The 24,053-nt window shown below is 60.7% G+C and carries 19 protein-coding genes and 1 pseudogene; 8 read left to right on the forward strand and 12 right to left on the reverse strand.

Going from position 1 to position 24,053, the window contains the following annotated elements; translation table 11 throughout:
- Positions 1–262: 262 nt before the first annotated feature.
- From FHS75_RS14890 to FHS75_RS14905, 4 genes are all read right to left on the reverse strand, one after another.
- A complete protein-coding gene (locus FHS75_RS14890) occupies positions 263–976 on the reverse strand; it encodes a CBS domain-containing protein (RefSeq protein WP_218845287.1) in 714 nt (237 codons plus the stop codon).
- Entirely contained in the window at positions 973–2,028 is a 1,056-nt protein-coding gene (locus FHS75_RS14895; protein ID WP_179408485.1) for a type II glyceraldehyde-3-phosphate dehydrogenase, read from the reverse strand. Before FHS75_RS14895 ends, FHS75_RS14890 begins: the two co-directional genes overlap by 4 nt.
- Before the next feature lie 53 nt (positions 2,029–2,081).
- A complete protein-coding gene (locus tag FHS75_RS14900) occupies positions 2,082–3,677 on the reverse strand; it encodes an ABC1 kinase family protein (protein ID WP_218845288.1) in 1,596 nt (531 codons plus the stop codon).
- Positions 3,678–4,172: 495 nt separating this feature from the next.
- Complete coding sequence (locus tag FHS75_RS14905) at positions 4,173–4,733, reverse strand: hypothetical protein (protein ID WP_179408486.1); 561 nt, start codon at positions 4,731–4,733, stop codon at positions 4,173–4,175.
- 99 nt (positions 4,734–4,832) lie between these two features.
- Here FHS75_RS14905 and FHS75_RS14910 point away from each other — a divergent pair, with 99 nt between their 5' ends.
- Positions 4,833–5,576: a Crp/Fnr family transcriptional regulator gene (locus FHS75_RS14910; RefSeq protein WP_179408487.1), complete on the forward strand. Its 744-nt coding sequence runs from the start codon at positions 4,833–4,835 to the stop codon at positions 5,574–5,576.
- An 88-nt stretch (positions 5,577–5,664) separates the two neighbouring features.
- On the opposite strand, the gene FHS75_RS14915 is transcribed toward FHS75_RS14910, so the two are convergent.
- The 3 genes from FHS75_RS14915 to FHS75_RS14925 all read right to left on the reverse strand — a co-directional run bounded on the left by FHS75_RS14915 (position 5,665) and on the right by FHS75_RS14925 (position 9,143).
- On the reverse strand, positions 5,665–6,312 hold the full coding sequence (locus FHS75_RS14915) for an RNA polymerase sigma factor (protein WP_066850935.1): 648 nt from the start codon (positions 6,310–6,312) through the stop codon (positions 5,665–5,667).
- Between the two features lie 592 nt (positions 6,313–6,904).
- On the reverse strand, positions 6,905–7,564 hold the full coding sequence (locus FHS75_RS18280) for an RNA polymerase sigma factor (RefSeq protein ID WP_179408488.1): 660 nt from the start codon (positions 7,562–7,564) through the stop codon (positions 6,905–6,907).
- 637 nt (positions 7,565–8,201) lie between these two features.
- Positions 8,202–9,143, reverse strand: coding sequence for a 1-phosphofructokinase family hexose kinase (locus tag FHS75_RS14925; protein WP_179408489.1), 942 nt, complete (start codon positions 9,141–9,143; stop codon positions 8,202–8,204).
- A gap of 343 nt (positions 9,144–9,486) precedes the next feature.
- Between FHS75_RS14925 and otsB the strand changes: the two genes are divergently transcribed.
- The 4 genes from otsB to FHS75_RS14945 all read left to right on the forward strand — a co-directional run bounded on the left by otsB (position 9,487) and on the right by FHS75_RS14945 (position 14,759).
- On the forward strand, positions 9,487–11,163 hold the full coding sequence (gene otsB, locus FHS75_RS14930; protein ID WP_229735664.1) for a trehalose-phosphatase: 1,677 nt from the start codon (positions 9,487–9,489) through the stop codon (positions 11,161–11,163).
- The gene (locus FHS75_RS18200; protein WP_179408490.1) at positions 11,156–13,582 is read left to right on the forward strand and encodes a glycoside hydrolase family 65 protein; all 2,427 of its coding nucleotides are present in this window, start codon (positions 11,156–11,158) and stop codon (positions 13,580–13,582) included. Before otsB ends, FHS75_RS18200 begins: the two co-directional genes overlap by 8 nt.
- Positions 13,583–13,807: 225 nt before the next feature.
- Positions 13,808–14,290 (forward strand): DUF302 domain-containing protein, encoded by a 483-nt coding sequence (locus FHS75_RS14940; protein WP_244959110.1) that lies wholly within the window; start codon positions 13,808–13,810, stop codon positions 14,288–14,290.
- A gap of 73 nt (positions 14,291–14,363) precedes the next feature.
- Positions 14,364–14,759 (forward strand): EMC3/TMCO1 family protein, encoded by a 396-nt coding sequence (locus FHS75_RS14945; RefSeq protein WP_179408491.1) that lies wholly within the window; start codon positions 14,364–14,366, stop codon positions 14,757–14,759.
- 167 nt (positions 14,760–14,926) lie between these two features.
- Here the strand turns inward: FHS75_RS14945 and FHS75_RS14950 are convergent, their stop codons facing one another.
- The gene (locus FHS75_RS14950) at positions 14,927–16,339 is read right to left on the reverse strand and encodes a PAS domain S-box protein (protein ID WP_179408492.1); all 1,413 of its coding nucleotides are present in this window, start codon (positions 16,337–16,339) and stop codon (positions 14,927–14,929) included.
- 435 nt (positions 16,340–16,774) lie between these two features.
- Here FHS75_RS14950 and FHS75_RS17975 point away from each other — a divergent pair, with 435 nt between their 5' ends.
- Entirely contained in the window at positions 16,775–17,398 is a 624-nt protein-coding gene (locus FHS75_RS17975) for a DUF305 domain-containing protein (protein WP_179408493.1), read from the forward strand.
- A 51-nt stretch (positions 17,399–17,449) separates the two neighbouring features.
- Here the strand turns inward: FHS75_RS17975 and FHS75_RS14960 are convergent, their stop codons facing one another.
- From FHS75_RS14960 to FHS75_RS14975, 4 genes are all read right to left on the reverse strand, one after another.
- On the reverse strand, positions 17,450–18,664 hold the full coding sequence (locus tag FHS75_RS14960; protein WP_179408494.1) for a phosphoglycerate kinase: 1,215 nt from the start codon (positions 18,662–18,664) through the stop codon (positions 17,450–17,452).
- Positions 18,665–18,841: 177 nt separating this feature from the next.
- Complete coding sequence (locus FHS75_RS14965; RefSeq protein WP_179408495.1) at positions 18,842–19,909, reverse strand: copper resistance protein B; 1,068 nt, start codon at positions 19,907–19,909, stop codon at positions 18,842–18,844.
- The gene (locus tag FHS75_RS14970; protein WP_179408496.1) at positions 19,906–21,657 is read right to left on the reverse strand and encodes a copper resistance system multicopper oxidase; all 1,752 of its coding nucleotides are present in this window, start codon (positions 21,655–21,657) and stop codon (positions 19,906–19,908) included. The genes FHS75_RS14965 and FHS75_RS14970 overlap by 4 nt, the downstream gene beginning before the upstream one ends.
- A gap of 166 nt (positions 21,658–21,823) precedes the next feature.
- Positions 21,824–22,897: a zinc-binding dehydrogenase gene (locus FHS75_RS14975; protein ID WP_179408497.1), complete on the reverse strand. Its 1,074-nt coding sequence runs from the start codon at positions 22,895–22,897 to the stop codon at positions 21,824–21,826.
- A 181-nt stretch (positions 22,898–23,078) separates the two neighbouring features.
- On the opposite strand from FHS75_RS14975, the gene FHS75_RS14980 reads away from it, so the two are divergent.
- Together FHS75_RS14980 and FHS75_RS17980 are read left to right on the forward strand one after the other, a co-directional pair.
- A complete protein-coding gene (locus FHS75_RS14980; RefSeq protein WP_066850924.1) occupies positions 23,079–23,297 on the forward strand; it encodes a MerR family DNA-binding protein in 219 nt (72 codons plus the stop codon).
- 188 nt (positions 23,298–23,485) lie between these two features.
- A pseudogene (locus FHS75_RS17980) lies at positions 23,486–23,617 on the forward strand (YnfA family protein); the annotation flags it as partial.
- Positions 23,618–24,053: the final 436 nt, after the last annotated feature.

Below are 24,053 nucleotides of genomic sequence, written 5' to 3' on the forward strand. Positions count from 1 at the left end.
ACGGGCCCTTACCGCGCCCCTGATCGGCGCCCGGATGGATTCGGGCCGGCGAACACCGCCGTCGGAACATCAAACTTTTGCTCGCTTCGGTCATGCTCCGGGACCTAGCATCACGGCATAACGCTAGTGTCGGCACCGGGCTCAGATATCCCTGATCAACCCCCTGCGATGGTGCGCGTTAAGGGCATCCGGCATGAACCGCTGCCCCAATGGAGCGATCCACCATTTTTGCCCTTGCCCGCGTCGTGTTCAGGCAGAGGCTTCAGGCGACCCAGCCATAAGCCCCCCAGGCATAGGGAGGCATTGATTCGACGCTCAGTTCCAGACCCTTTACGCCCGGGACATTCTCGGCTGCGACCCGGAGCGCGTCCACTTGATCCTGCGAATCCACAAGGCCCCAGATACGCACGGTCCCGTCTGCGACAATCACGCTGATACCGTAGGACGGGGCCCAGTCCGCTTGCTCGAGTTCCTTGAGAAGCTGTTCGCGGATTGTCTCGTCTGCGACTGACACGGAGGGAGACGCCATGTCTTTGCCCGCGGCCAGACCGCGTATAAGATCGGCGCGACTGACAATGCCGACTACTTTGTCCTCGCGCATGACCGGAACACGCTTGATCCTCTGGGTTTCCAGCAGGTGTGCCACTTCGCTGCTCAGGGAATCCTCCGTGACGGTAACTACTCCGGGCGTCATCACGTCTGCGGCGAAACGCCCGCGTGCCTTCACATAATCCGCCGCGCTTGCCCCCCTTTTGGAGAAATGTCTCAACCACCAGGAACCGTGCGGATGGCTACCGTCCTCGGTCCTGCGCAGCAGGTCCCCTTCGCTAACAATGCCCCTGAGCTCGCCGTTCGTATCGATCACCGGCACGGCACTGATATGCCGCTCAAGAAGGAGCCGGGCAACCTCCGGGATCGGTGTCTCAGGCGTAACCGAAATGACCGAGGGTGTCATAATGTGTTTCATCTTCATCATTGATCTCCCAGAGCTTTAGCGATGGTCCCGATACCAAGCGCGGTATTGGTCCTGGCTATGGACTCATTCGGATCACGAATTTGCCCGACCAGAGCCCTTATTGCGTCGATCGTTTCAGGAATGACGATCGCCTGGTTATCGACCATGTAGCCGTAGAAGAGTTCATCCCCTTCCACCTTCAGCATGTCCGACCACAGGGCTACTTCGTAGAGGTTGTCATGGGGCCGGCCGAGATCCGCCATCAGCTCCTTCACGGTGTTGATGGCCGTCAGTCCATCTGCCATGCGGATGAGCGCGATGCGGCTTGACGAACGAAAGGCCTCGAGGACCTCTTCCTTTTCCGCCGGGCGGGTCAGTTGCACCGCCCAGTAGTGCAGGTGCGCCAGGGTTTCGGGCACCTTTACCGCCATCGTGACGACATCGAGCTCGGGATCGACGCTCTTGGCATCAGGCCCCTGATGGCTAGGAATTTCGGGTTCCGGAACCAGCGTATTCATGATTCCGCCGAGATGACTCTCCCACGGGTCGGTGGCGCGGCGCAGCAACGTACCCCGGGCCCGGCGGAGCAGGCCGGCATTTTTCAGCGCGCTCAACGTCCGGACAATCGAGGTCGTGTTGCAGGAGACAACGCGGGTGCTTTCCCGATCGAGCGCGCCCACGTAACTCGACTCGGCTACGAACGAATGCCCGGTGACCGTATGCTTCTCGCCGCCCTGAACGATGAATTTGATACCCACCTGCCGGTAGATTTCGACATTCTTGGCCGCTACGTGCTTCGGCGTGCAATCGACGACCAGGTCGGCTGCTGCGAGCAGATCCTCAAGCGTTCCGCTCACATCGAGTCCGGCTTCACGCATGAGGTCGGCCTGTTCTTTCGCCGCACCAAATAGCTGATAGCCCTTTTGCGTCACCATGCGTGAGCGCCAGTCGGCGTTGATGTCGGAAACCCCTGCGAGTTCCATATCGCCCTGCCGGGCAACCGCGTCGGCCACCCGTTTGCCGATGACACCATAACCGTTGACGGCTACGCGGATCTTTCGATTTCCATTCACGTCATTCTCCTCAGGTTGATTGATTCTCGCTGGCTGTCCATCGGTCGATCCTTCTATAGCCGGCCTGACCGCCCGACCGCCCCGACCAGTCGGAATGATAACCCCAACGCCAATAAATAGCCGAGGAGCGCGAGCAGCGGGACGTTGCCCAGCACCCGTGGCCCGGCGCTGTGCAGCATCAAAAGGGACGCCGCGATGTAGAGGCCCAGGGTCACGAGCGCCAAGGCGAGCCGGTTGCCGGTCCTGTCGAGGTGAGCTTCGATGGTTTCCAGTCCCTCGTGCCGGACAATTATGGCGGGGTGGAAGCCATCGCTCTGCAGGCGCCGGAGAAAGGCCGCGAGCACGCCGGGCAAGTCATGGGCTGCCAGCGCGGCTTCTGCCTTCAAACGAGCGCGGCCACCATTGCCCGTCTCATCACTCAGGAGACCTTTCATCACGTCGCGACCGCGCGCCAGCAGCGTATCGAGGATTTTGAGGTCCGGATCGAGCGTACGCAGAGCGCTCTCGATAAGGAATAGGGTCCGGATCAGAACCACGAGGTTTTGCGGCAACATAACCTTGTCGTCAGGACCCAGATGCGCAACCCGCAGGACCGCCTCGGCAAGCGACCAGTCTTTCAATGGCAGTGACGCATAGTCGGCGAGTATTTCGTCGATGCCCCTGATAAACGCGGATCGGTCATCGACCTCATGGAGCAGCCCCAGGTCGATCGCTGAATCCAGCAGCCACAGCGGGTCGCCACTTACGAAGGCCTGAAGGAAAAACGCGAGCGCGCGGCGTGTACGGTTATCGAGATATCCTGTCAGACCAAAGTCGTGGAAGCACAGTCTTCCATCAGGCGTGACGAATAAATTGCCGGGGTGTGGATCGCCGTGGAAGAGCCCGATGACGAAGAACTGGTTAAGGTAGGCGTCGACAAGTACTTCCGCCAGGCGAGGGCCATCAACCGAAGGGTCTGCAATCCCCGTCCCACCGCTCATTTCCTGGACCAGAACGGTCTCGGTTTGAAGGTCGTCAATTACATTGGGGATAGAGAGCGACGGCCAGTCGCGAAAGGCCTCGTTGAAACGGCGGATGTTGCGTGCCTCTTGCCGGAAATCGGTTTCCTTGCGCAGATTAGCCCATATTTCGTCGACGAGACGGAGCGGTTGAAGGCGCTCAAGTCGGGGGGCAATGATTATGAGTAACCGCGTGGTAGCGACCAGCGCACGCATGTCGCGGTCGATGCGGGCGCGGATTGCGGGCCGGCGAATCTTGACGATGACCGCACGCCCGTTGTGCAGACGGGCGCGGTGGACCTGCGCAATGGACGCGGCCGCCAAAGGTTTGGTCTCGAAAGCCGCAAAGAGTTGCTCGGTCGACTGGCCAAAGGCTTCCTCGACCGCCTGTTGCGCCTCAGCACCTGGAAAAGGCTCGACATTATCCTGCAGCCGCCTCAGTTCATCGAGCCACCGCTCGGACAACAAATCCCGGCGCAAGCTCAATGTCTGCCCGAGCTTGACGAATGTCGGACCGAGCCGTTCAAGCGAAATGCGGGCGCGGCGTGGCAAGCACGAGCGATCGGGCGGTGTGCGGCGCAATCGCTCATAGGCAGCGAGGCCGAGCAGACCTGTAGCCCGTGCGCCAATGTGGAGAAGCCGACCGATCATGATGCCCGCAATCGGACTCTCGCGCTCATAGCGCGGCTTTCGAGAAGTGCCCGCGCGCCGGCCACTGGCCCCTGGGAAATCGCGCGGACGAACGGTTGCCGGCGGCGGCAGTCTCGTAGAGTCGACCCTGGTATCCGGTGCTTCCGACAGGATCAATGCGAGGCTTGATGTCGCAGTCGCGGGGCGATGAGCGCGGACCAAGAATGGATTGCCTCTGCTCGCAATTGCCGAGTCGCGCTTTCCGGGCTGTAAGAACTCGTACGGCAGGGAAGCGCCGCGCGTCCCCTTGCCGCGCGCGTCCACCGAGAGCTATCGCATGCATCCGTGCATCGCGCCGCAGCCATTCCATCCTGATGCCAACCTCCTCTCTCGAAAAACCGCCTAGCCGGCTCGCCATCAAAACCGGCGGGCTGACCTCGAGAGAGACGCGCGAGCACCGGCATTGTTACAGAGGCGTCTTAGCGAAAGGTCAGGAGCGGCGAGTGAGGACCGCGCTTATCCTCGCTTTGCCGCGGAGGAGATATCGTCGCCCCGGCGCCACTGTTCGAGCCATGATAGATCGGTGTATCGTGCCGGCATTTGGTCATCCTCCGGATCTCCAATATACTTGGAAAATTCTACCTGGCGGATACGATGACCTGCCGCCTCGAGACAGGCGCGTACGCTCCGCTGTGATGAGGCAACGCTGGTCTGTATGATTTCGCAGCCAAGCCGGAACGCGAGGCTGTCAATGGCAGCGACCAGAGACCGGGCGACCGGCGCCTGCTGACCGATGCCGAACGCTGCGAGATAATGTGCTACAAGGGGCTTGGGACTCTTAAGCGGTTCGACTCGGTACAGGCACAGCCCATAAAGGTGGCCAGAAGCGACTGTCGCTGCGAGAATCCCGCGTCTGTCGAATTTATCTTCCCTTGTCAGGGGACTGGCAATCCGGATCCATTGCTCGAACATCAAACTGGGTGCGACTTCTCGCACAAGAGGAAACGCCTGGCCGATTTGCGTGCCCCGGAGCGGGGCGACGCTGATCGGATTCCCGAAATTCATCTCGTGCGGCATTCACAACTCCATCACCGCAGCAGTTGATAATGCGGGGATCGCGGAGTTCCTTGATGTGTCTCAATGGTTAAGCTACAAATTGGTGGACGAAGGAAGTCCATGAAGAGCGCATGCGCACAGCAAGTACAATCACTCTCGTCCGGAAAGGAGCCCTTGCCGGAACCCTGCGCTGCATGTGCCGCGCGCGTCCTCAGTGTATGCGATGCGATCGACGATTGCGATCTTGACCGACTTGCCGCGATTACCAGCGTGCAGGACATTGCTCGGCATCAGATTTTCGTGACCGAAGGCGACCCGGCAGACCACCTTTTCAATGTCACCGACGGTACGGTAAAGGTCTACAAGCTGTTACCCGATGGCCGGCAACAGATTACCGGTTTTCTGTTGGCCGGTGACTTCCTCGGGCTCTCTTTCCTGGAAAGATACGGCTGCAGTGCAGAGGCAGTCACGCGGGTGCGATGTTGCCGATTTCCCCGCAAGCAGTTCGCTGCCTTGCTGACGGACTTTCCGGGCATCGAGCGGCGGCTTCTCGGGATAGCATCCAACGAACTTGCGGCCGCACAGGACCAGATGGTGCTGCTCGGCCGCAAGACCGCGCGCGAACGGGTCTCCACATTCCTCCTCATGCTATCCCGCCGCGCCGCGCGCTCCGGAGGAACCACTGATCCTGTCATACTGCCCATGACCCGGACCGATATCGCCGACTATCTCGGTCTCACGGTAGAAACCGTAAGCCGTACCTTCACCCAACTGAAAAAGGGTGGGTTCATAGAACTTCGCGAAGCTGGCATCGTCCATCTCTCCAACCTGTCTGCGCTTGAGGACCTCAGCCAAGGTTTCTAAACTGCCGGGCCGTCAGGTCAGGACCAGCTCCTGACTTCAACGGTTACCCACCCGATCTGCCGTCCAGGTCGATTTGACGGTGCGGCCACTATATCTCGGCGCGCCCGCCCAGTTGCTCGCGGCGGCGGCGCCATCGCTCTGCCTCGTCACATCGACAGTCGAGGAAACCATGAACCGGACAGGTCATGCACATTTCTTCCAGCCGCTTCTTGAGCGCCTGACGACCGCGATGCAGCCTGACGGTGATATTGTTCAAACTGACACCAAGGCTCGCCGCCACCCGGTCCCGTGGTTCTTCTAGCAAGTCTATGCGCCAGATCACCTCGGCATATTCCGGCTTGAGAGTCGGCAAGAGCTTGTAAAGACAATTGCAGATCGCCTCTTCGAGCTCGTCATCCGGTTCGATCGACAGTTGCTCGAGATCGACGGGATCCACGATTTCCTCCCGTTTACGCCGTTTGCCGGCTCGACGCTGGTGATCAACGATTGTCGTGGCGAGAATACGGCTGAGCCAGCCACGAACGCTGCGCACATCGCGCAGGTCAGCAGACCGCTCGACAGCGCGCAGCATGAACATCTGCAGGACCTCCTCGGCCTCCTCCCCGCTGCCCAGTCGCCGGCGAAGAAAACCTAGAATCTGCCGGTGCCCTTCGACGAGCGCGCGGCGAACTGCAGCATCCGCTGCCCGGGCGGCGATGTCCGGATCATCATCCGGCAATGGGTCGTCATGCGTCAATGTGGGTCTCCAGCCATTATCGACGCAGTGGCCTAGCGGTTGTTACAGGCAAGCCTGCCTACAAAGGCTTTTCAGACCTCGATTGATGCGAGTGCGCCTTAACGGAAGTGAAGCTTGGGCCTGACCTTTGAGGGGCCTGCGCCTCGACGAATATACCTGCCGAATCCCTGCGGCCCTTGAGCCGCGGTGACGTGACCCCCTGACGCCACGGCGCTACCGATCGGACCGCCCTCGGGCTCGCTGGTGGCCGATGCAGTGCACTCTCGCATCCGGCGCACCACGAACACCAGGCGGGCGATCCAAGCCGCACGGCCAGAATGCCCTCGGAATTGCCAGAACGCCTCCGCCCGCACCGATACCGCGCCTTGCCGGGATCACCCTCTGTCAGGAGAACCGGCGCGTGCCAGAGGAGCAGTCTGATCCATTGGGGAAGTGATCTTGGTTAGAATCCCGATGTGATTGACTGCTCTTCTGACGATGCGAGGGCGTTTGATATTCAAACGATCACTCCACTCCTTCCTGGCCCTGCCATGGCGTGCCATGCTTCCAATCCTCTCCTGTCTCGCACAACGGACAACAGGTGCCGCGCAATTCAGAAGAAGGACGCCGCAATGGCAGCTCCTTTCAGACCATCGTGTTCGCTGTTCCGGTGCGCCCCGTGCGCTATAGGACGGCAGTCGCAGTCGCCGGAGTTCCTGAAATGGCAGGTGGAACAGCGCTTTTCGATCTGATCCTTCATCGCCCTACGCGCCCTGTGCAGGCGCACTCCGATATTGTTGGACGTGAGCCCGAGATCAGCCGAAATAGTTTCTCGCGGTTCTCCTTCGAGATCGACGCGCCGAATGATCTCGGCGTAATCCGAGCGAAGCGCCGGCAAGGCGTCCTGAACGCAAGTGCATGGATTTTCATCGTAGTCCGTTTCGGGAGTATCCGCCGTTTCCCGGGGCTCGGCTTCATAGGCATCCCTGCCCCGCTGCCGCGCCGCGCGCCGCCGATAGTGGTCAATAAGCGAATTGCGCAGGACCCGGCGAAGCCAGGCGTCCACCTTCCCGTTGTCCTGCGGTTCCCGGGCGGCCCGAAGGACTTTGACGCAGAAATCCTGAAACGCATCTTCCGCTTCCTCGGTACGACTCAGCCGCCGTTGGAAGTACCGCATGAATTCGGCGCGGCATTCGGTCAGTCGTTGGATGACGGCGTCCTCGCCGAGCGCAGACGAGGGTCTGAATGACCCGTTATGTGTTAAGGTTGGCATAGTAAGACCTCCATGCCGAGAGGAAATCAAAAGGGGGGTTCGGATCGCAAAGGACCCGCGTGTACCCACCGCGAAAAGCCGGATTTACGCGGTGAGCCGGGGCGGTGGGATCTCTTGTTCGAGGAGTGCAGGATCAAAAGCGTCCGCTGGCCCGATCGACCATGCTCCGGTTGTCGGTGCGGCGCGACGAGACAAGGTGCTATCGGGCAGAACCGCGCAGCAGATCGACGAGCGGCAATGGTCAGCGGTTGCAGGGGACTGTTTGTGAAGTGCGCCGGTCGTGCAATGCTCTTCCAGTTCGGCTACTTGCGACGTGGATGGCGCGACCGGAGCCGCGAACACGGCCGCATCGAGATGAAGAAAGTTCAGGCCGAGCGCCAGCAACAGGCAGAGAACCAAGCGGCGCAAGCTTGCAGCACGATTGGGGTTTCTTGCAGAAGCTTTTCTCACTGAAGCGGCACCGACATATCCGATGGCCCGGTCGCCATCTGGGGCACCTGACACGCGAATGCCTCGGCCGGCATTGAGCTATGTCAACGCCGCGCATCTAAGTCGGCCGGCCGGGCGCCCTACCGGGTTCGCTCCAACGAGCGCCAACATTGGTTTGTCTTTTCCGTTGTTCGACTTTCCGGTGCGCTCACGGCCGAGGCGGAATTTGCCTGCTCAGTTCGCCGTAAAGCCGCTCGACATCTTCACGGCGGCACAGGCCAGTGCCAGGCGACAGTACGGCGGCAGCGCCTGCCGCCATGCCGTAGGCGAAGGCATCTTGCTCATCGCGGCCCTGCGCCAAAGCGAGTGTCATCGCCGCGACGAAGCTGTCGCCAGCGCCGACCGCGCTCTTCGCGACCACGTCGAGCGCCGGCTGACGTAGCGCGGCTTGAGCGGTCACGAGCAGCGCACCGTCGCGCCCAAGCGTCAGGGCCACCATCTCTGCCGAACCAGCATCAATGAGTTCCCTGGCCGCCGCCTCTTGTGCCGCGCCGTCGGCGAGCCTGCGTCCGACCAGCGCCTCGAGTTCGCCAAGGCTGGGCTTCACCAGGTGGACGCCGCGAACAAGCCCGGCACGAAGCGCGCTTCCCGACGTATCGAGAACCAGTCGAATTCCCTTGCGGTGCGCCAGGGCAGCTACGGTCTCATAGAAATCGTCGGGAACAGCACGCGGCAAGCTGCCGCTGGCGACGAGGTATTCGCAATCGATATCTTCGAGGGCCTCCAGGATTGCGCGCCATTCCCACTCCATCACGAGCGGGCCCGCGGGGACGAAGCGATATTCCTCGCCGCTCGAACGTTCAAAGACTGCGTGACTGATGCGGGTATGGTCCGCGATCGGTACACGACGGTGTGCGATCAATGCGGTATCGAGAAGGTCGTCGAGCACACCGCCGGTCGCGCCGCCGGCCAGATACATCGCAAGTACAGGGCCACCCAGCTCCCTGATGACCCGAGCCACATTGATCCCGCCCCCACCAGGATCATAGCGTTCATCGGACGTTCGAATCTTGTGAACCGGTCGCACGATGTCCGCCTCGGCGGAGCCGTCGATCGACGGGTTCAGAGTCAATGTGACAATCGTCTTCATTCGCCAGTTCCTCCCGGCTTTCCTGGACACGGTGCCGGCCGAGGGACAGCAACCGGGTAGCGCCGCCCGCCAAGGGCAGCGTAGCAAGTCTTCTGTGATCTCGAGCCGGACATCGCCCGAGAGACGTTGCCCATGCCGATTTGTTACGCGCAAGCCACTCCCGTGGTCCTTCCGAAAACCGCCGACAGGTGAAATGCGGCGCCGACGCGGCGGTCGTCTCGGCCCATTGCCGCAAACTTGCCGGTCCGGAGGACCACCGCAGGAGCGAGCGGCCCGCGTGCCGGTGTAATGGGCCGGCAGCGCGTTCGTCTAATGGTAGTCCTTCTTCTTGGGAGCCTCTCTTGTGCGTCCGCAGGGAGAAAAAAGGGCTTCATCACTCGAAGTTGGGCAGAGCGCTGATGCCGGTCATCGGTGGACCGCCGCAAAACGGAGACACAGCAAAGCGATGAGCCCTGGTCCGGCCGATCCGCATGAAGAGGGTTACGCGGCCTTCCTCTTTGACCTTGACGGCGTGGTCACCAATACGGCGCAGCTGCATGCAGCGGCATGGAAGCAATTGTTCGACGAATTCCTTGCCCAGCGTACAAACCGGCGCGGCAAGCCATATCGCGCGTTCGGAGAAGAGGACTACCGACGCTTCATCGATGGCATGCCCCGATACGAGGGAGTGCGCAGCTTCCTCGTATCGCGCAAGATCAGCCTGCCCCATGGCGATCCTGCCGATCCGCCTGATCGCGAGACGATCTGTGGTCTCGGCAACCGCAAGAATCGTTTCTTCCAGGAGCAGCTGGCAGATAGCGGCGTAGAAGTCTTCGAAACCAGCGTTGCCTTCATCCGAGAGCTTCGCCGTCAAGGCGTGAAAACCGCTCTCGTCTCCTCAAGCAAGAACGCATCGGCTGTCCTCGATGCAGCCGGTCTGAAAGGGATTTTCGACGTGCGGATCGACGGCGTGGAAGCCGAACGGCTTTCGCTGGCAGGAAAGCCGCGGCCAGATACCTTTCTCGAAGCAGCGCGGCGCCTGGAAACGCCCCCGCAACACTCGGTTGTCATAGAAGATGCCATCGCCGGTGTAGCAGCCGGCAGGGCGGGCGGCTTCGGACTCGTGATCGGTATCGACCGGACCGGCGTTGCGGCTGCCATGAAAGCAAAAGGTGCCGATATCGTGGTTGAGGATCTTGCCGAACTGGAGCTTCGCCCGATTCCTCCGATCCAGAACCATCAGACCGCCGATCTTCTACCCGACGCCCTCTCCTGCACGGCCGGCATATGCGCACTATTTTCCAAGAAGCGTCCGGCCGTTTTTCTCGACTACGACGGCACGCTGACGCCGATCGTCGCCCGGCCAGAACTTGCCGTCCTGTCCGCCGAAATGCGGGGGATCCTCGCGGATCTTGCCTCGCATTGTCATGTCGCCATCGTCAGCGGGCGCGACCGCGCGGAGGTGGCTCGTCTGGTCGGCCTTGACGGTCTCGTCTATGCTGGAAGTCATGGCTTCGACATCGCAGGTCCCGATGGCTTGCATGAGGAGCATGAAGGCGCTTCCGCCTTTCTTTCGGCGCTGGACCGTGCCGAAGCACTGCTCCAGGCCGAGATTGGCGACATCGAAGGCGTTCTGCTCGAACGCAAGAAGTTCGCCATCGCTGTCCACTACCGTCTGGTGGCGCGAAGGCAAATCACGCGAATCAAACGCGCCGCGGAGACGGCGGCTGAACGCCATGGCCTGAGGCAAACGACCGGCAAGAAGGTTTTCGAGCTGCGTCCGGATTTGGACTGGGACAAGGGCAAAGCCGTTCTCTGGCTATTGTCCGCGCTCGATCTCGAAGCAGAAGACGTCGTGCCGCTCTATGTCGGCGACGACGATACGGACGAAGACGCGTTTGCCGCACTGTCAGGTCGGGGGATCGGCATCCTGGTGACGAACGCTGCCCGCCATACCTTAGCGCAGTATAAATTGTCGGACACCCAGGCGGTCGAGCAGTTTCTGGGCTCCCTCTCTCGAAAGCTGGCGCGTCGTGGCTAGTTGGACCCTTGCCTATGACGGCTTCGACCCGGACCAGGAAGCCTTGCGCGAGGCGCTGTGCACGCTCGGCAACGGCTATTTCGCAACCCGTGGCGCGGTGGAAGAGAGCGATGCGGACGAAACCCACTATCCCGGCACGTACCTGGCGGGCGGATACAATCGTCTGGTGACGGATATTGCCGGGCGGCCGGTTGAAAACGAGGATCTCGTCAACCTGCCGAACTGGCTCCCGCTCACCTTCCGGCCGGAGGGCGGCGAGTGGCTCAATCTGCCCAGCACCCAGATCCTTGTCTACCGCCAGGAACTGGACCTGGAACAAGGCGTGCTCCGGCGCGTGATGCGCGTGCGCGACCGCGAAGGGAGGGAAACGCATCTCACCGCCCGCCGTCTCGTCCACATGGGTTCGCCCCACCTCGCCGCGATCGAATGGACGCTGCTACCAGACAACTGGTCGGGGGGCATCGAAGTGCTGTCCGCTCTCGACGGACGAGTGATCAACTGCGGCGTTACGCGCTACCGCCAGCTCGATGGCAAGCACCTCATCCCATTGATCGCCGAGGAGCTTGGTGAGGACGGACTCCTTCTCGTCGCTGAGACCAGCCAATCGCGTATCCGGATCGCCGAGGCGGCCCAAACTCGCGCTTACAGCAACAACGAACGGATAAAGAGCGAACGCCAGTTCCGGCAGGATCACGGTTATGCCGCTCACGCGCTCTCGTTCGAGGTGGCGGAAGGAAGCCCCGTCACGATCGAAAAGATTGTCGCGCTACACACTTCGCGTGACCGGGCTATTTCGAGTCCCGAGCAGGCGGCGCGGAACACGCTGCGCAAGGCAGGGCGCTTTGCGGCGCTGCTCGAGGATCACGCCCGCGCCTGGTCGCAGCTGTGGCGCCGCTGCGACATCACTATGGAGGGAAGACAGCGAACGCAGATGATCCTGCGGCTGCATATCTTTCATTTACTGCAGACCGTTTCACCGCACAGCGTCGATCTCGACGCCGGTGTGCCCGCGCGTGGCCTTCATGGCGAGGCGTATCGCGGTCACATCTTCTGGGACGAACTCTTCATCTTCCCTTTCTTCAACCTGCGCATCCCCGAGATCACGCGCGCGCTGCTGTGCTACCGGCATCGCAGGCTGCCCATGGCACGATGGCTGGCGCACGAAAGCGGATACCGCGGCGCCATGTACCCGTGGCAGAGCGGCAGCGACGGGCGGGAGGAGACGCAGACGCTCCATCTCAACCCCAAATCCGGCCGCTGGTTGCCCGACAACTCGCACCTGCAACGTCATGTCAACGCCGCCATCGCGTACAATGTCTGGCGCTATTACCAGGCGACGGGAGATCACGAGTTCCTGTCGTATTACGGCGCGGAAATGCTATTCGAGATCGCCCGATTCTGGGCGAGCATTGCGGTCTTCAACCCAATTCGCGGCCGATACGAAATTCGCGGCGCAATGGGCCCGGACGAATTCCACGATCGCTATCCGTGGTCGGATACGCCCGGACTCGACAACAACGCCTACACCAATGTCATGGCAGCCTGGGTGCTCGGTCGCGCATTGGAGGCCCGCAATCACCTCGATGCTGAACGGCGAACCGAACTCGACGAATCGCTCGGTCTCAGCGCGGAGGACCTCGCCGCCTGGGATGAGATCGGCCGCAAGCTGATGGTGCCGTTCCACGAGGGGGTGATCAGCCAATTCGAAGGTTATGAAAGGCTGCTGGAGTTCGAGTGGGAGGCTTACCGAGAAAAGTACGGAGACATTCGCCGGCTCGATCGCATCCTTGAGGCCGAAGGAGACACCGTCAATCGCTACAAGGCATCAAAGCAGGCCGATGTGCTGATGCTGTTTTATCTCTTTTCATCCGACGAACTGGGACATCTGTTTAACCATCTTGGCTATAGCTTTGAGAAAGAGCTGATCCCGCGAACTGTCGATTACTATCTGCGACGAACCTCCAACGGCTCGACGCTGAGTGGGATTGTGCATTCCTGGGTTCTGGCCCGATCGGACCGAGCGGAATCCTGGATGCAGCTGAAAGACGCGCTGGAGAGTGACATTGCCGATGTTCAGGGAGGTACGACCCCAGAGGGCATTCATCTTGGTGCCATGGCCGGCACGGTTGATCTGATCCAGCGCGGGCAGACCGGACTGGAAATTCGCGATGACACGCTGCGGCTCGACCCTTGCCTTCCGCACGAGCTGCAAGGTCTGAGCTTTCGCATTCGCCACCGCGGTCAATGGCTCGATGTCGAGATCAAAGGCGGCCGCATCACCGTGTCTGCATCCGAGAGCTGGGATGGACCGAGCCGGCTTGTGATTGGCGGCAAAAGCTACCCTCTGGGCGCGGGCGAAGTCCGTCAGGTCGCTTGCCATTACCCACAGCGTGGTGATGATCGGGCTGAAGGCGGCTAAGCGTGATGATCAACCGGAATGACCTGCGATTTCGAACTGGGCGCACCGAGCCAGCCTGGTGCGGGGCTCGTAGCAGTTTGCGGTTGCTCCGGCAAACCTCTCAGCAAGTTGTCCTCTTACCCGGACCTTGCCGCCCCGATTGGCCGACCTGGCCGAACCCCCCCCCCTGTTGCCGGCGCCGCGTCGTCGGATCGGATGACGCAGAGCTCTGTGGGCCGCACGTGCATGACCATCTCCATCGGCATGATCCGGCACTATTCGGCAACCAGGCCGGCCCGCAACAACACAGGAGAAACGAACGTGAGCTATTATTCTGCCAAGACCATCGAAGCCGGAGACATCGAAGCCGCGCACGAGCGCGTAAAGGCGCCGCTGCAAGAACATGGGTTCGGCATTCTCACTGAGATCAACCTGCAGGCAACTCTAAAGGAAAAGATCGGCGCGGACTTCCGGCCCTACCGTATCCTGGGCGCATGCAATCCAACCCTGGCGCACAAGGCATTGCAGGCCGAGGACAAGATCGGAACCATGCTGCCCTGCAACGTCATTATCCAGCAGGTTGCTGCCGAGGCGTTCGAAGTCGCGGCGGTCGATCCGGTCGCCTCGATGCAAGCGATCGAAAACGCGGCGCTGGCAGAGGTCGCGGCAGGCGTGAGAGATAAATTGAAAGCGGTGATAGCGGCTCAATCGGCCCGTGCACCCCCCTAAGAAATAAACAAGGAGAATGCCTACGCCAAGGAAATATTCACGATCAACCCACCGAAATTTAGAGGAAATGATGATGAAACGGACACTCTTTACAACCGCACTTGCCGCCGCGCTTGCTTCGTCGCCCGCCATTGCACAGCAGGCTGAACATCAGCACGGCGCTACAACCGCTCAGGCTGGTGAACCGGACCACAAGGCCGGCATGATGATGGGGTCTCAAGCGATGCAAGAGCACCGTCAGAAGATGGAGGAAATGCGCGCGCTGATGCAAAAGGCGCGCACCGCCACCGACCCGGCCGAGCGCCAGCGGCTGATGGCCGAGCACCAGCAGAAAATGCAGGAACACATGGCAAGCATGATGAAAGGCGATCATGCCGCCATGATGCGCGCTTGTCAGGAACGCATGGCGATGATGCATGACATGATGGAGCAGATGGCGGCTCAGCAGGGCGAAATGACGCATCATTAACAAACCGATCAGAGCCGCCGCGCCGGGAAAACGACACGGCGGCCCATCGGGCTTCAACCGACGAGTCGCGGAAACGCGGCGCGAAAGGCACCAACCGATTGCTCGGGAGGCAGCGTTCCTTCCTGCTAATAAGTTTGCCGCTGATCAGATTTTTTGGAAATGTCCAATCAGAGGCTCAACCGTTCCTCTTTGTTCTCAAGCGGCAACGCCATACGGCAGAGCAATCCCTGGGGAAGATAGTCTATTTCAACTTTCCCGCGCAAAGATCGCGTAAGCGTCGTCTCGATCAGGGTACTGCCAAAACCGCGGTGCGTTGGCGGAGATACGGGCGGTCCGCCGCTCTCTCTCCATTCCAGCGTCAGCCAACAGCCTCGATCACTGTCCTCAAGGGCCCATTCTACCGAGACGGTCCCTGTCGCAAGGCTCAGGGCCCCGTATTTCGCAGCATTGGTAGCCAATTCGTGGAGAACCAAGCCGACCGAAAGACCTGTCTTCGCATCAAGTGAGACAGTTGGGCCCGCAAGCACGATATTGGTGCCGTGCGCGTTCCGGAAGGGCTCCAACTCGCGAAGGAGCTGATCAAGCAGAGTGGTGCCGCTCTCGCCGTCTTGCGTCAGGTTCAGGCTCTTGGCGACCGCGCCAAGCCGCCCCTGCAGCGCTTGCTTGTAAGCATCCACGGATTGGGTGCCACGAGAGGAAAGACTCACGACGGATTGAACCAACGCCATCATGTTCTTCATGCGGTGATTCAGCTCGGCGGCGAGCAGGCGTCGCTGTTCGTCAAGCTCACGCCGCTCGCTCACATCGAAGGAGACGCCAACAAGGGTCTTGGCTTCTCCTTCCCCTCCGCGCAAGACCGTGCCCCGCGCGGCTACCCAGCGGGATGATCCCTCCCGATCGCGAATCCGGAACTCCCCGGCAAACTCTTCGGTCCTGGCAATGGCGTTATCGAGCACCCGGCGCAGCCCGGGTAGATCCTCCGGGTGAACCCTCGCAAAAGCATCATCGACATTGAGCCGTTCCTGTTCGCTCAACCCCCATAGGTGCCGCAAGGCGTCATCGCCCACGAGTTCATTGTTCTGGAGGTTCCACTCCCACGTACCCATGCGCCCGCCCCCGAGCGCCAGGCGCAAGCGACTTTCGTTCGCTGCAAGCTCGCGGTTACGCGTTTCGAGTTCCTGCTCAAGATGCCTGCGCTCCGAGACGTCCCGGATCACGACCGTGAGGGTGGTGTTCCCACTGAGCACATGCCGGGATAGCGTGGCTTCGACGGGGAATTCTTCGCCATTCTTGCGTTGCCCGAGCACATCCCTGCGATGCCCCATGATGCGGCGGGTCGCCTCCGAATCCGCCGCGAACGCCTTCACGTCGCTGACATGTCTCGCACGAAAGCGACGAGGAAGAAGGATCTCGACCGTTTCGCCAAGTATCTCGTCAGCCTCGTAGCCGAAAATCTCTTCAGCTGCACGGTTGAAAAGCAGGATGCGTCCGCTTCCGTCTGTGCTGACGACACCATCGCCAATCAGCGCAAGAATATCCGATCCTGAAGCTGCTGATGCAGGATGGCTTCCGCCGACCATGAACTCCCTCCCAATGTGGCGATCTACATTAAAACCCGGTGTACCTTGTCCCTGCCCCACGGCAAATCCAAGGACTATCCGACCACCGCACTGAAAAGGTTCAAGCCGACGGAAAAAAGTCATCATCGGCATGGTTGCTCCGCAGCCGCCTGTCCGGACAAGGCTTCAGAAGCGTCCTGTTGCCCGCAATCTCCCGCCCCCAGGTCCAGAAATCGTGAATGCGTCATTCGACTGCCGGCAGGGATGGCTGGAGGCGATTTCCTCCATCGACACAAAACCTCCGATGAACCTGGAGCGACCTTTCCGCCCGTCAGCCCAAGACACTCACTATCCAAGATGCTGATAGCGCCAGCTCATTGGAGGTACACAAACGTGTGACGAACGAACAACGGGGTGATAAGAATATGTGCCAGTGCAATCGTCAGATCGGCGGATATGAAGAAACGACTGGACGCACGGCAGATCACGGCAACTTGCTTGTTGATGACAATGTCGGCTTGTGACCGCACGGGGGCCCAGAACGGCGGCGATCCCTCCGAGGCCATTTCACATGATCTTGGGCCATTCTTCCGGGCCGAAACCGCCATGTACGACAGCATGAGAGCCGCCATCGGAACGAGCTCGGGCGACAATTGGGTAAGAATGATGATTGCGCACCACGAGGGCGGAGCGGCACTGTCGCGGGTGCTTCTTCAGGAAAATCCATCTCCTGAAATCCGGGCTCTGGCAATGCACACGGTGCGAGCGCAGGAACGGGCGGTCCGCGAGCTCGAGAAGCTGCTACGCGACGGGCCCACAGATGTCGAGAGCGCGCTGGTCTTTCTGCGGCCGATACAAAAAATGCACGATGCAACCACAGGCGTTTTCGGTCCCGATGTGTGCACGGTCTGGTTGAGGAAGATGATCGAACATCATCGCGGCGCGATAGACATGTCCAATGTCCTGCTGAAGCAACCCGGCGTTCCTAGAGACACTGCCAATGCGGTCCGAAAGCTCAGGAACGAGCAGGTTAAGGAGATGAAGGTGCTCGAGCGTGCGCGGGAGGGGCTAGAAACCTAGAGGTGCGAGGAAAGAGGTCATACATGGTTCTGTGCGCATATGATTTCACCTTCATCTTCGCAGCGCCACGACGCCGGGCAGCGCCTTACCCTCTAGCCATTCGAGGAACGCCCCACCTGCGCTCGACACGTAACTGAACCGGTCGGCAACGCCCGCGTGGTTGAGCGCTGCGGCCGTGTCACCCCCGCCCGCGACTGCTCGGAGGCGCCCAGCATCTGCCAAATCGGCGATCGCCCCGGCAAGGGCTACCGTTCCCTGGTCGAAAGGCGGAACCTCGAACGCTCCAACCGGACCATTCCAGACGACGGTCCGCATGTGCTTCAGCGCCTTCTCAAGAAGCGCTACTGTCGCGGGACCGACGTCGAGGATCATTTCGTCTGCGCCGACCCGCTCAACCGAAACCGTACGCGAGACGGCGCCGGCGGTAAACTCGGTGGCTACGACCACGTCGATCGGCAGGAAAATCGTGCAATCGGCCTCGTTAGCACGGTGGATAACCTCACGGGCATTGTCCAGCATTTCGCGTTCGGCCATCGATCTGCCTATTGGCCGGTCCTGGGCAGCCAGAAACGTGTTGGCCATCGCACCCCCAATGCCGATGGCCTGCATCTTGGCGACCAAATTGACGAGGAGATCGAGCTTGGTGGAAACCTTGGCTCCGCCGACAAGCGCGAACACCGGGCGATCCGGGTTTTCGAGAACCAGGCTCAGCGACTTGATCTCAGCCTGCAGAGCGCGCCCTGCCACCGCCGGCAGCACGTGCGCGATGCCCTCCGTCGATGCATGAGCACGATGCGCTGAGGAAAATGCGTCGTTTACGTATATGTCGCCCAGGTTTGCGAACTGCGCGACCAGCTCTGGATCGTTGGTCTCCTCACCCGGATGGAACCGCGTGTTTTCCATGAGCAGTAGATCGCCCGGCGCCGCGGCTTTGACGGCCTCTCTCGCATGGCCATCGCGCCAGTTCGTCGCGACGAAACGAACCGGCATGCCCATCGCTTTCTCCAGCGCGCCCGCGACGGGCTCGAGACTCATATCGGCAACCACCTTTCCCTTCGGACGACCCAGGTGAGAAAGGAGGACAACTTTCGCGCCCTTCGCGGTCAGTTCGACAAGCGTAGGGATAATGCGCTCGATCCGGGTGGCGTCGGCCACGACCCCGTCTTCGACGGGCACATTGAGGTCGACCCTGACGATGGCGGTCTTGCCGCCAAAGTCGATATCATCGAGTGTCCGCAAGGATGAGGCAGAGGAGGGCCCGAGCATAATATGCGCCTTTCATTCTGTCTGCGAACGGGTGGATACTCTCCACGCTCAGTGCAAAATATGTTCCGATCGCCTTATCAGCTTTACTCGGGCCGAAGGACGTGGCCGAGACCGTCACTGCAATTGACGATCCGGCTCATACTCGAGAATATTCGTTTCCCAGCTGAGGCTTGCGTGTCAGAACCATAGACGCACGCCAACGACGAAACTGGTCACGCTCGGATCCTCTCCGGCAGCCCTGGCATAATCGGCGCTTTGGCCAAGCCGCCACTCCTGATCGATCCCGACATAGGGTGCAAATTCGCGCACGAACTCGTATCGCAAGCGCAAGCCGGTCTCGATACGATCGACGCCGGCGCCAATCCCGAGCTCTGGTATGTCCTGTGCCGAAAGGCCTATTTCCGCACGCGGCTGCAGGATCAGCCGCTGGGTGATACGCTGGTCAAGCTCGCCCTCGATCCGCGCGGTGACATCACCCTTGTTGGAGACGAAGGCGGCCGCATCGACTTCGAATAGGTAGGGGGCAAGCCCCTGGACGCCAACGACTGCATGCGTCCGGTCGGGACCGGCCAGATCTTGCCGGACACCCGCTTGCAGATCCCACCATGGGCCAATTGCGTGGCTCCAGAGCGCTTGGACTTCAGCTGATTCCGGATTCTCGCTGAAAACGCCCTCACCTTCGCTCTTGAACCAGAACTTGTCGATATCGCCGCCGTAATAGCCTTGAACATCCCACAAATATCCGTCTTTGCCCTGGCGCACGCGATATTCCGCCCGGTCAGCCATGAACCAGAAGACGGGCAGGCCGCTGACCACGCGCGCCACTGCTGCGCGCGAAGCTGCCATGATTCGGGGACCGACGAAGGCATCGGCCGCATAGGCAGGGCCAGAATATGCCTCCGGCGGCGGCGGAGCTTCCGGGATTCCCGCAACTTTATCCATCGCGCCATGAGCCGAGTGATCTATGGCGCCGTCCATCTCCATGGCTCCCGCAGGATCGTGGCCAACGGCGCCGGAATCCATTCCTCCCGGCTCGCCTGGCTGCTGATGATCCATCGACCCGTGATCCATCGGCGGCAGCGCTGTGGCTGCCTGGATTTCGCTTTCCTGCTCGGGATGCGCCGACTGCGGCGGCGCCTTATCTGGTGCATCTGCTTGCACTTCGTGGGGTTGGTGCGCTGCATGGTCTTGTGCGTATGCAGGAGCAGCCGAAGCCAGCAGAAGAATGAACGCTCCAGTCCTCATTGCCCAACCTCCCCGTTCAGGGGGCGGACGGTGACGACCTGAAACATGCCGTTGTGCATGTGGTAGATAAGGTGGCAATGGAATGCCCAGTCGCCAGGCTCATCGGCAGTCAGATCAAAAGTTGCACTGCTTCCTGGCTGGACCGTAAGCGTATGCTTGAGGGGCTGAAAACCGTCGTGGCCATTCACCAGTTCGAAGAAGTGGCCGTGCAGATGAATGGGATGCGCCATCATCGTATCGTTCACCAGACGCACACGGACGCGTTCGTTGAACGCGAAGCGAATGGGGTCATCGGTGACGGCAGAAAACTTCTTCCCGTCAAAAGACCACATGTAGCGCTCCATGTTACCGGTCAGATGAATCTCGACCGAGCGCGAAGGCCGGCGCTGATCCCTGTTCGGTTTGGCCGCCACCAGGTCCTTGTACGTCAGCACGCGGTGGGAGACCTTGTCGAGCCCGGTACCGGGATAGCCCATGCGGTCGACCGGATTCATTGCCACCATGTCGAGCCCCGGACCGACCTTTACGTCCGGTGGCAACTTCGATGTGTCGCGCATGCTCATTCCGTCCATCGCCATCGCACCCATTGGCGCAGACTGCGCGCCTCCCACGCCTTCATGGTCCATCGAGCCAGGTTCCATGTCGCTCATGCCCATATCGGCCATTGTCAGCAGCGGCGGCGCGCGCAGGTCAGGGACGGAAGCGCGCGCGCCCGGTCGGGCCGCGAACATGGCCAGGCCCATCCCGGTGCGATCCATCGCTTCGGCGATAAAAGCAAAGGCATCGCCATCTCTCGGCTCGATGATGACATCGTACGTTTCCGCGTTGCCAATCTGGAACTCGTCAACCTCCAAGGGGCGGACATTCTGCCCGTCTGCGGCGACAACTGTCATCGGCAATCCGGGAATCCGCACATTGAAGTATGTCATCGCGGCGCCGTTGATGATTCTGAGGCGGATTCGTTCACCCGGGCGATAGGCAAATTCCAGCCCGTCGTCGGGACCATATCCGTTGACGAGAAAGCTGTAGGTCGACCCGGTCACATCAGAGATGTCGGTCGGCATCATCCGCATGCGCGCCCACATCCTGCGCGCTGCACCGCTCAGCGGATAATCGTCGGTTGCAGTGGTTTTGTTGTAGTTGAAATAGGCGTCGGCCACCTTGAGCTTTTTCATGATCGTATGCGGGTTCATCGGCGACCAGTCCGAGAGCATGAGGACATAGTCGCGATCATAGGCGAAAGGCTCCGGCTCGGCCGGATCGATGATGATGGGGCCGTAATGTCCCATTGGCTCCTGCAACGTGTGCGCGTGCCACCAGTAGGTTCCCGCCTGCCGGACCGGGAAGTCGTAGCGGAATCGTTCGCCCGGCTTGAGGCCAGCCATCGATACGCCCGGAACACCGTCCATAAGGAATGGAACCAGCATGCCATGCCAATGGACCGAGGTATCTTCCGAGCTGTTGTTGAGCAAATCGACGACAAGGTTCTGTCCCTCTCTCAGCCGTAACAACGGTCCCGGGATCGTCCCATTGACGGTGACGGCGGGACCACGACGAGCCCCCGTCTCGAAAACGGCGTCGGCCACTGTCAGGCTTAGATGTTCTCCCGACAGGACATCGCTACCGCGACGCGCAAGAGTTCCCCCCATCGCTCCGCGCGCCCAAGCTGGCATGGCAGCCGCGATACCCAGGGCACCGAGCGAGACGCTGCCTGCGGCCAAAAACTTTCGTCGATCAATTGATGTCATCTATTATCTCTGCTGGTGGTTCGGTCGTGCGGTTCTGAAGCCTGGGTTTGGCAAAGACCTTTTTGATTGCCCTCGCCCATGATCCAGATCAAAATATCCATTATTGTATCGGCTTTCTCTTGGCCAAACCCCAAGGCCTGGGACCCTTCGAGAGAGGGAGGCTTTTTTAAGGTGTGATGGCCACCTTGAGTACGCCGTCACGCTGGTGGGCGAAGAGTTCATAGGCTGCTTCGATGTCGTCGAGCTTGTAGCGATGGGTAACCATGGGCCGGAGGTCTACCCTCCCCGCCGCCAGGACGTTGATGAGTCGGCGCATGCGTTCCTTTCCGCCCGGACACAGCGTCGTTACGATGCTGAGATCGCCAAGCCCGGCGGCAAACGCATCCAGCGGGACATTTATATCCGCGGAATAGACGCCAAGACTCGAAAGCGTTCCACCTGGGCGCAGCACCCTCAGGCATGCCTCGAATGTTGCCTGGCTTCCAAGCGCCTCGATCGCGACGTCCACCCCCCGCCCGTCGGTCAGGCGCAGTATCTCGTCCACAGGATCGACGGTGCCGGCGTCCACCACGGCATCAATACCCAGCGCTTTCGCGGTCAGGAGACGTGCGGGCAAACGATCGACCCCAATGACGAGGGTTGCCCCGGCAAGCTTCGCGCCGGCCGCAGCGCAGAGGCCAATAGGCCCCTGCGCGAATACCGCGACGGTATCGCCGATCCGGACGCCGCCTCGCTCTGCCCCTCCAAAGCCCGTCGACATGATATCCGGGCACATCAACACCTGCTCGTCCGTCAGACCGTCGGGGACAGGGGCGAGGTTAGCCATGGCGTCCGGAACCAGCACATACTCCGCCTGGCAGCCGTCGATCGTGTTACCGAGCTTCCATCCGCCGATCGATTTCCAGCCATGGCGAGCGTCCGGTCCGTCTTGCGAATGAAAGCCGGCAAGACAGGCGTTGCTGTGGCCACTGGGTGAGATCGCGCCTGCGATCACCCGCTGACCCTCGTGGTACCCGGTGACGGCCGAGCCCAGCTTTTCGATAATCCCGACCGGCTCGTGTCCAACGGTAAGGCCGGGGGCAACCGGGTATTCGCCTTTCAGAATGTGCACGTCGGTGCCGCAGATGGTGGTAGTGGTGATCCGCACAAGCGCATCGAGTGCCCCGACTTCCGGAATCGGCTTCTCATCGAGCACAATCCGCCCCGGCTCCACGAACACCGCTGCCTTCATCTTCGCCATGATCATCCCTGTCTTTGTAAACACGCATCTCTTTTGATTGCACAAAGAGACATCCCAAGGCTGCGCGACGAGTACTGATCAGCAAGTTGTTGCTGACAGGCATTTTCCGTGCACAAGGATTTAGACGCTTATCGAGACGTGATATTACAACTTTCGGAGCTGTCATAGCGGTTGGTGTCCTATGCTCCGGTTTCGCGAACTGCTCGACCTGGCCGACGACAAGTCACGATCCTGCGCGGCCGTCGGTGCGCTTGCGCGCACTGATCTCGCCGAAGTCGAACGGAAGATCGATCTCCTTGCGCTCCACGGGGAACTCGACCGAATGCTTGCGACCTGCGACCAGGGCACCGTCAGCGACTGTCGGGTTATCGAGACGCTCGCAAAAGACGCGATCCAGTGAGCGCCGTCTGGATCTATCCCTAGCCGCGCTCGCCGAAATCGCGGGGTGTCTTGCTTTCTGGCGTGGATGAGTATGGATCGCTCAGCGCTTGTGGCTGAACCCGGCATCCTGTCGTACGCCCTCTTCGCACATTTTTTGCGCGGACTGACGCCGACGCCGCAGGTCGGGCGTTTGCGGCTTATCGCGGCGTCTATATCGCTGCCTCACGTCGCTGGCTCTGGATGGTCGAAGAAACTCCGACGGACCGCTGGGACCTGCTGGAAACGGCGATTTGTCCCGCCAGTGCCGCAGCTATTCTGTTTGCGCCGCACGACGTCTGATCGGCCTCGCCCTCACCGCAATTGGCTAGCTGGCGGAGTTATCATCTGGAGACTCCACATCATGGATTGGACGCAGCGCCACCCCATCAACAATTCGTGGCTCCTGCTTTTCGCGCTCGGCGGCACATAGTTTGCCCTTTCCGAATTTATCCTGCTCGCCAATCGCATGCCTAGGATAAGGCGGCGGGGGGAATTTTGAACGAAACAGTAAGCGCCGAGGTTAATCATTCAGGTTAAGGCCGCACAAACCTCACGAAAGCCAAGGAAAGTAAGGTACGATAATCCACATACTGATGAGCACCAGCGCCAGGCCCGTTGCAGGCTCGACCGGCATCAAGTCGCTATAGCGCCAACTCGAGATGCTCTCGCGCGGCAGCGAGGTGGCAATCAATACCACCACGGCCGCAACCTCGAGACCAAAGGCAAGGTAGATTGC

Origin of the sequence: Novosphingobium marinum (assembly GCF_013408095.1) — a bacterium.
Lineage (GTDB): Bacteria > Pseudomonadota > Alphaproteobacteria > Sphingomonadales > Sphingomonadaceae > Novosphingobium > Novosphingobium marinum.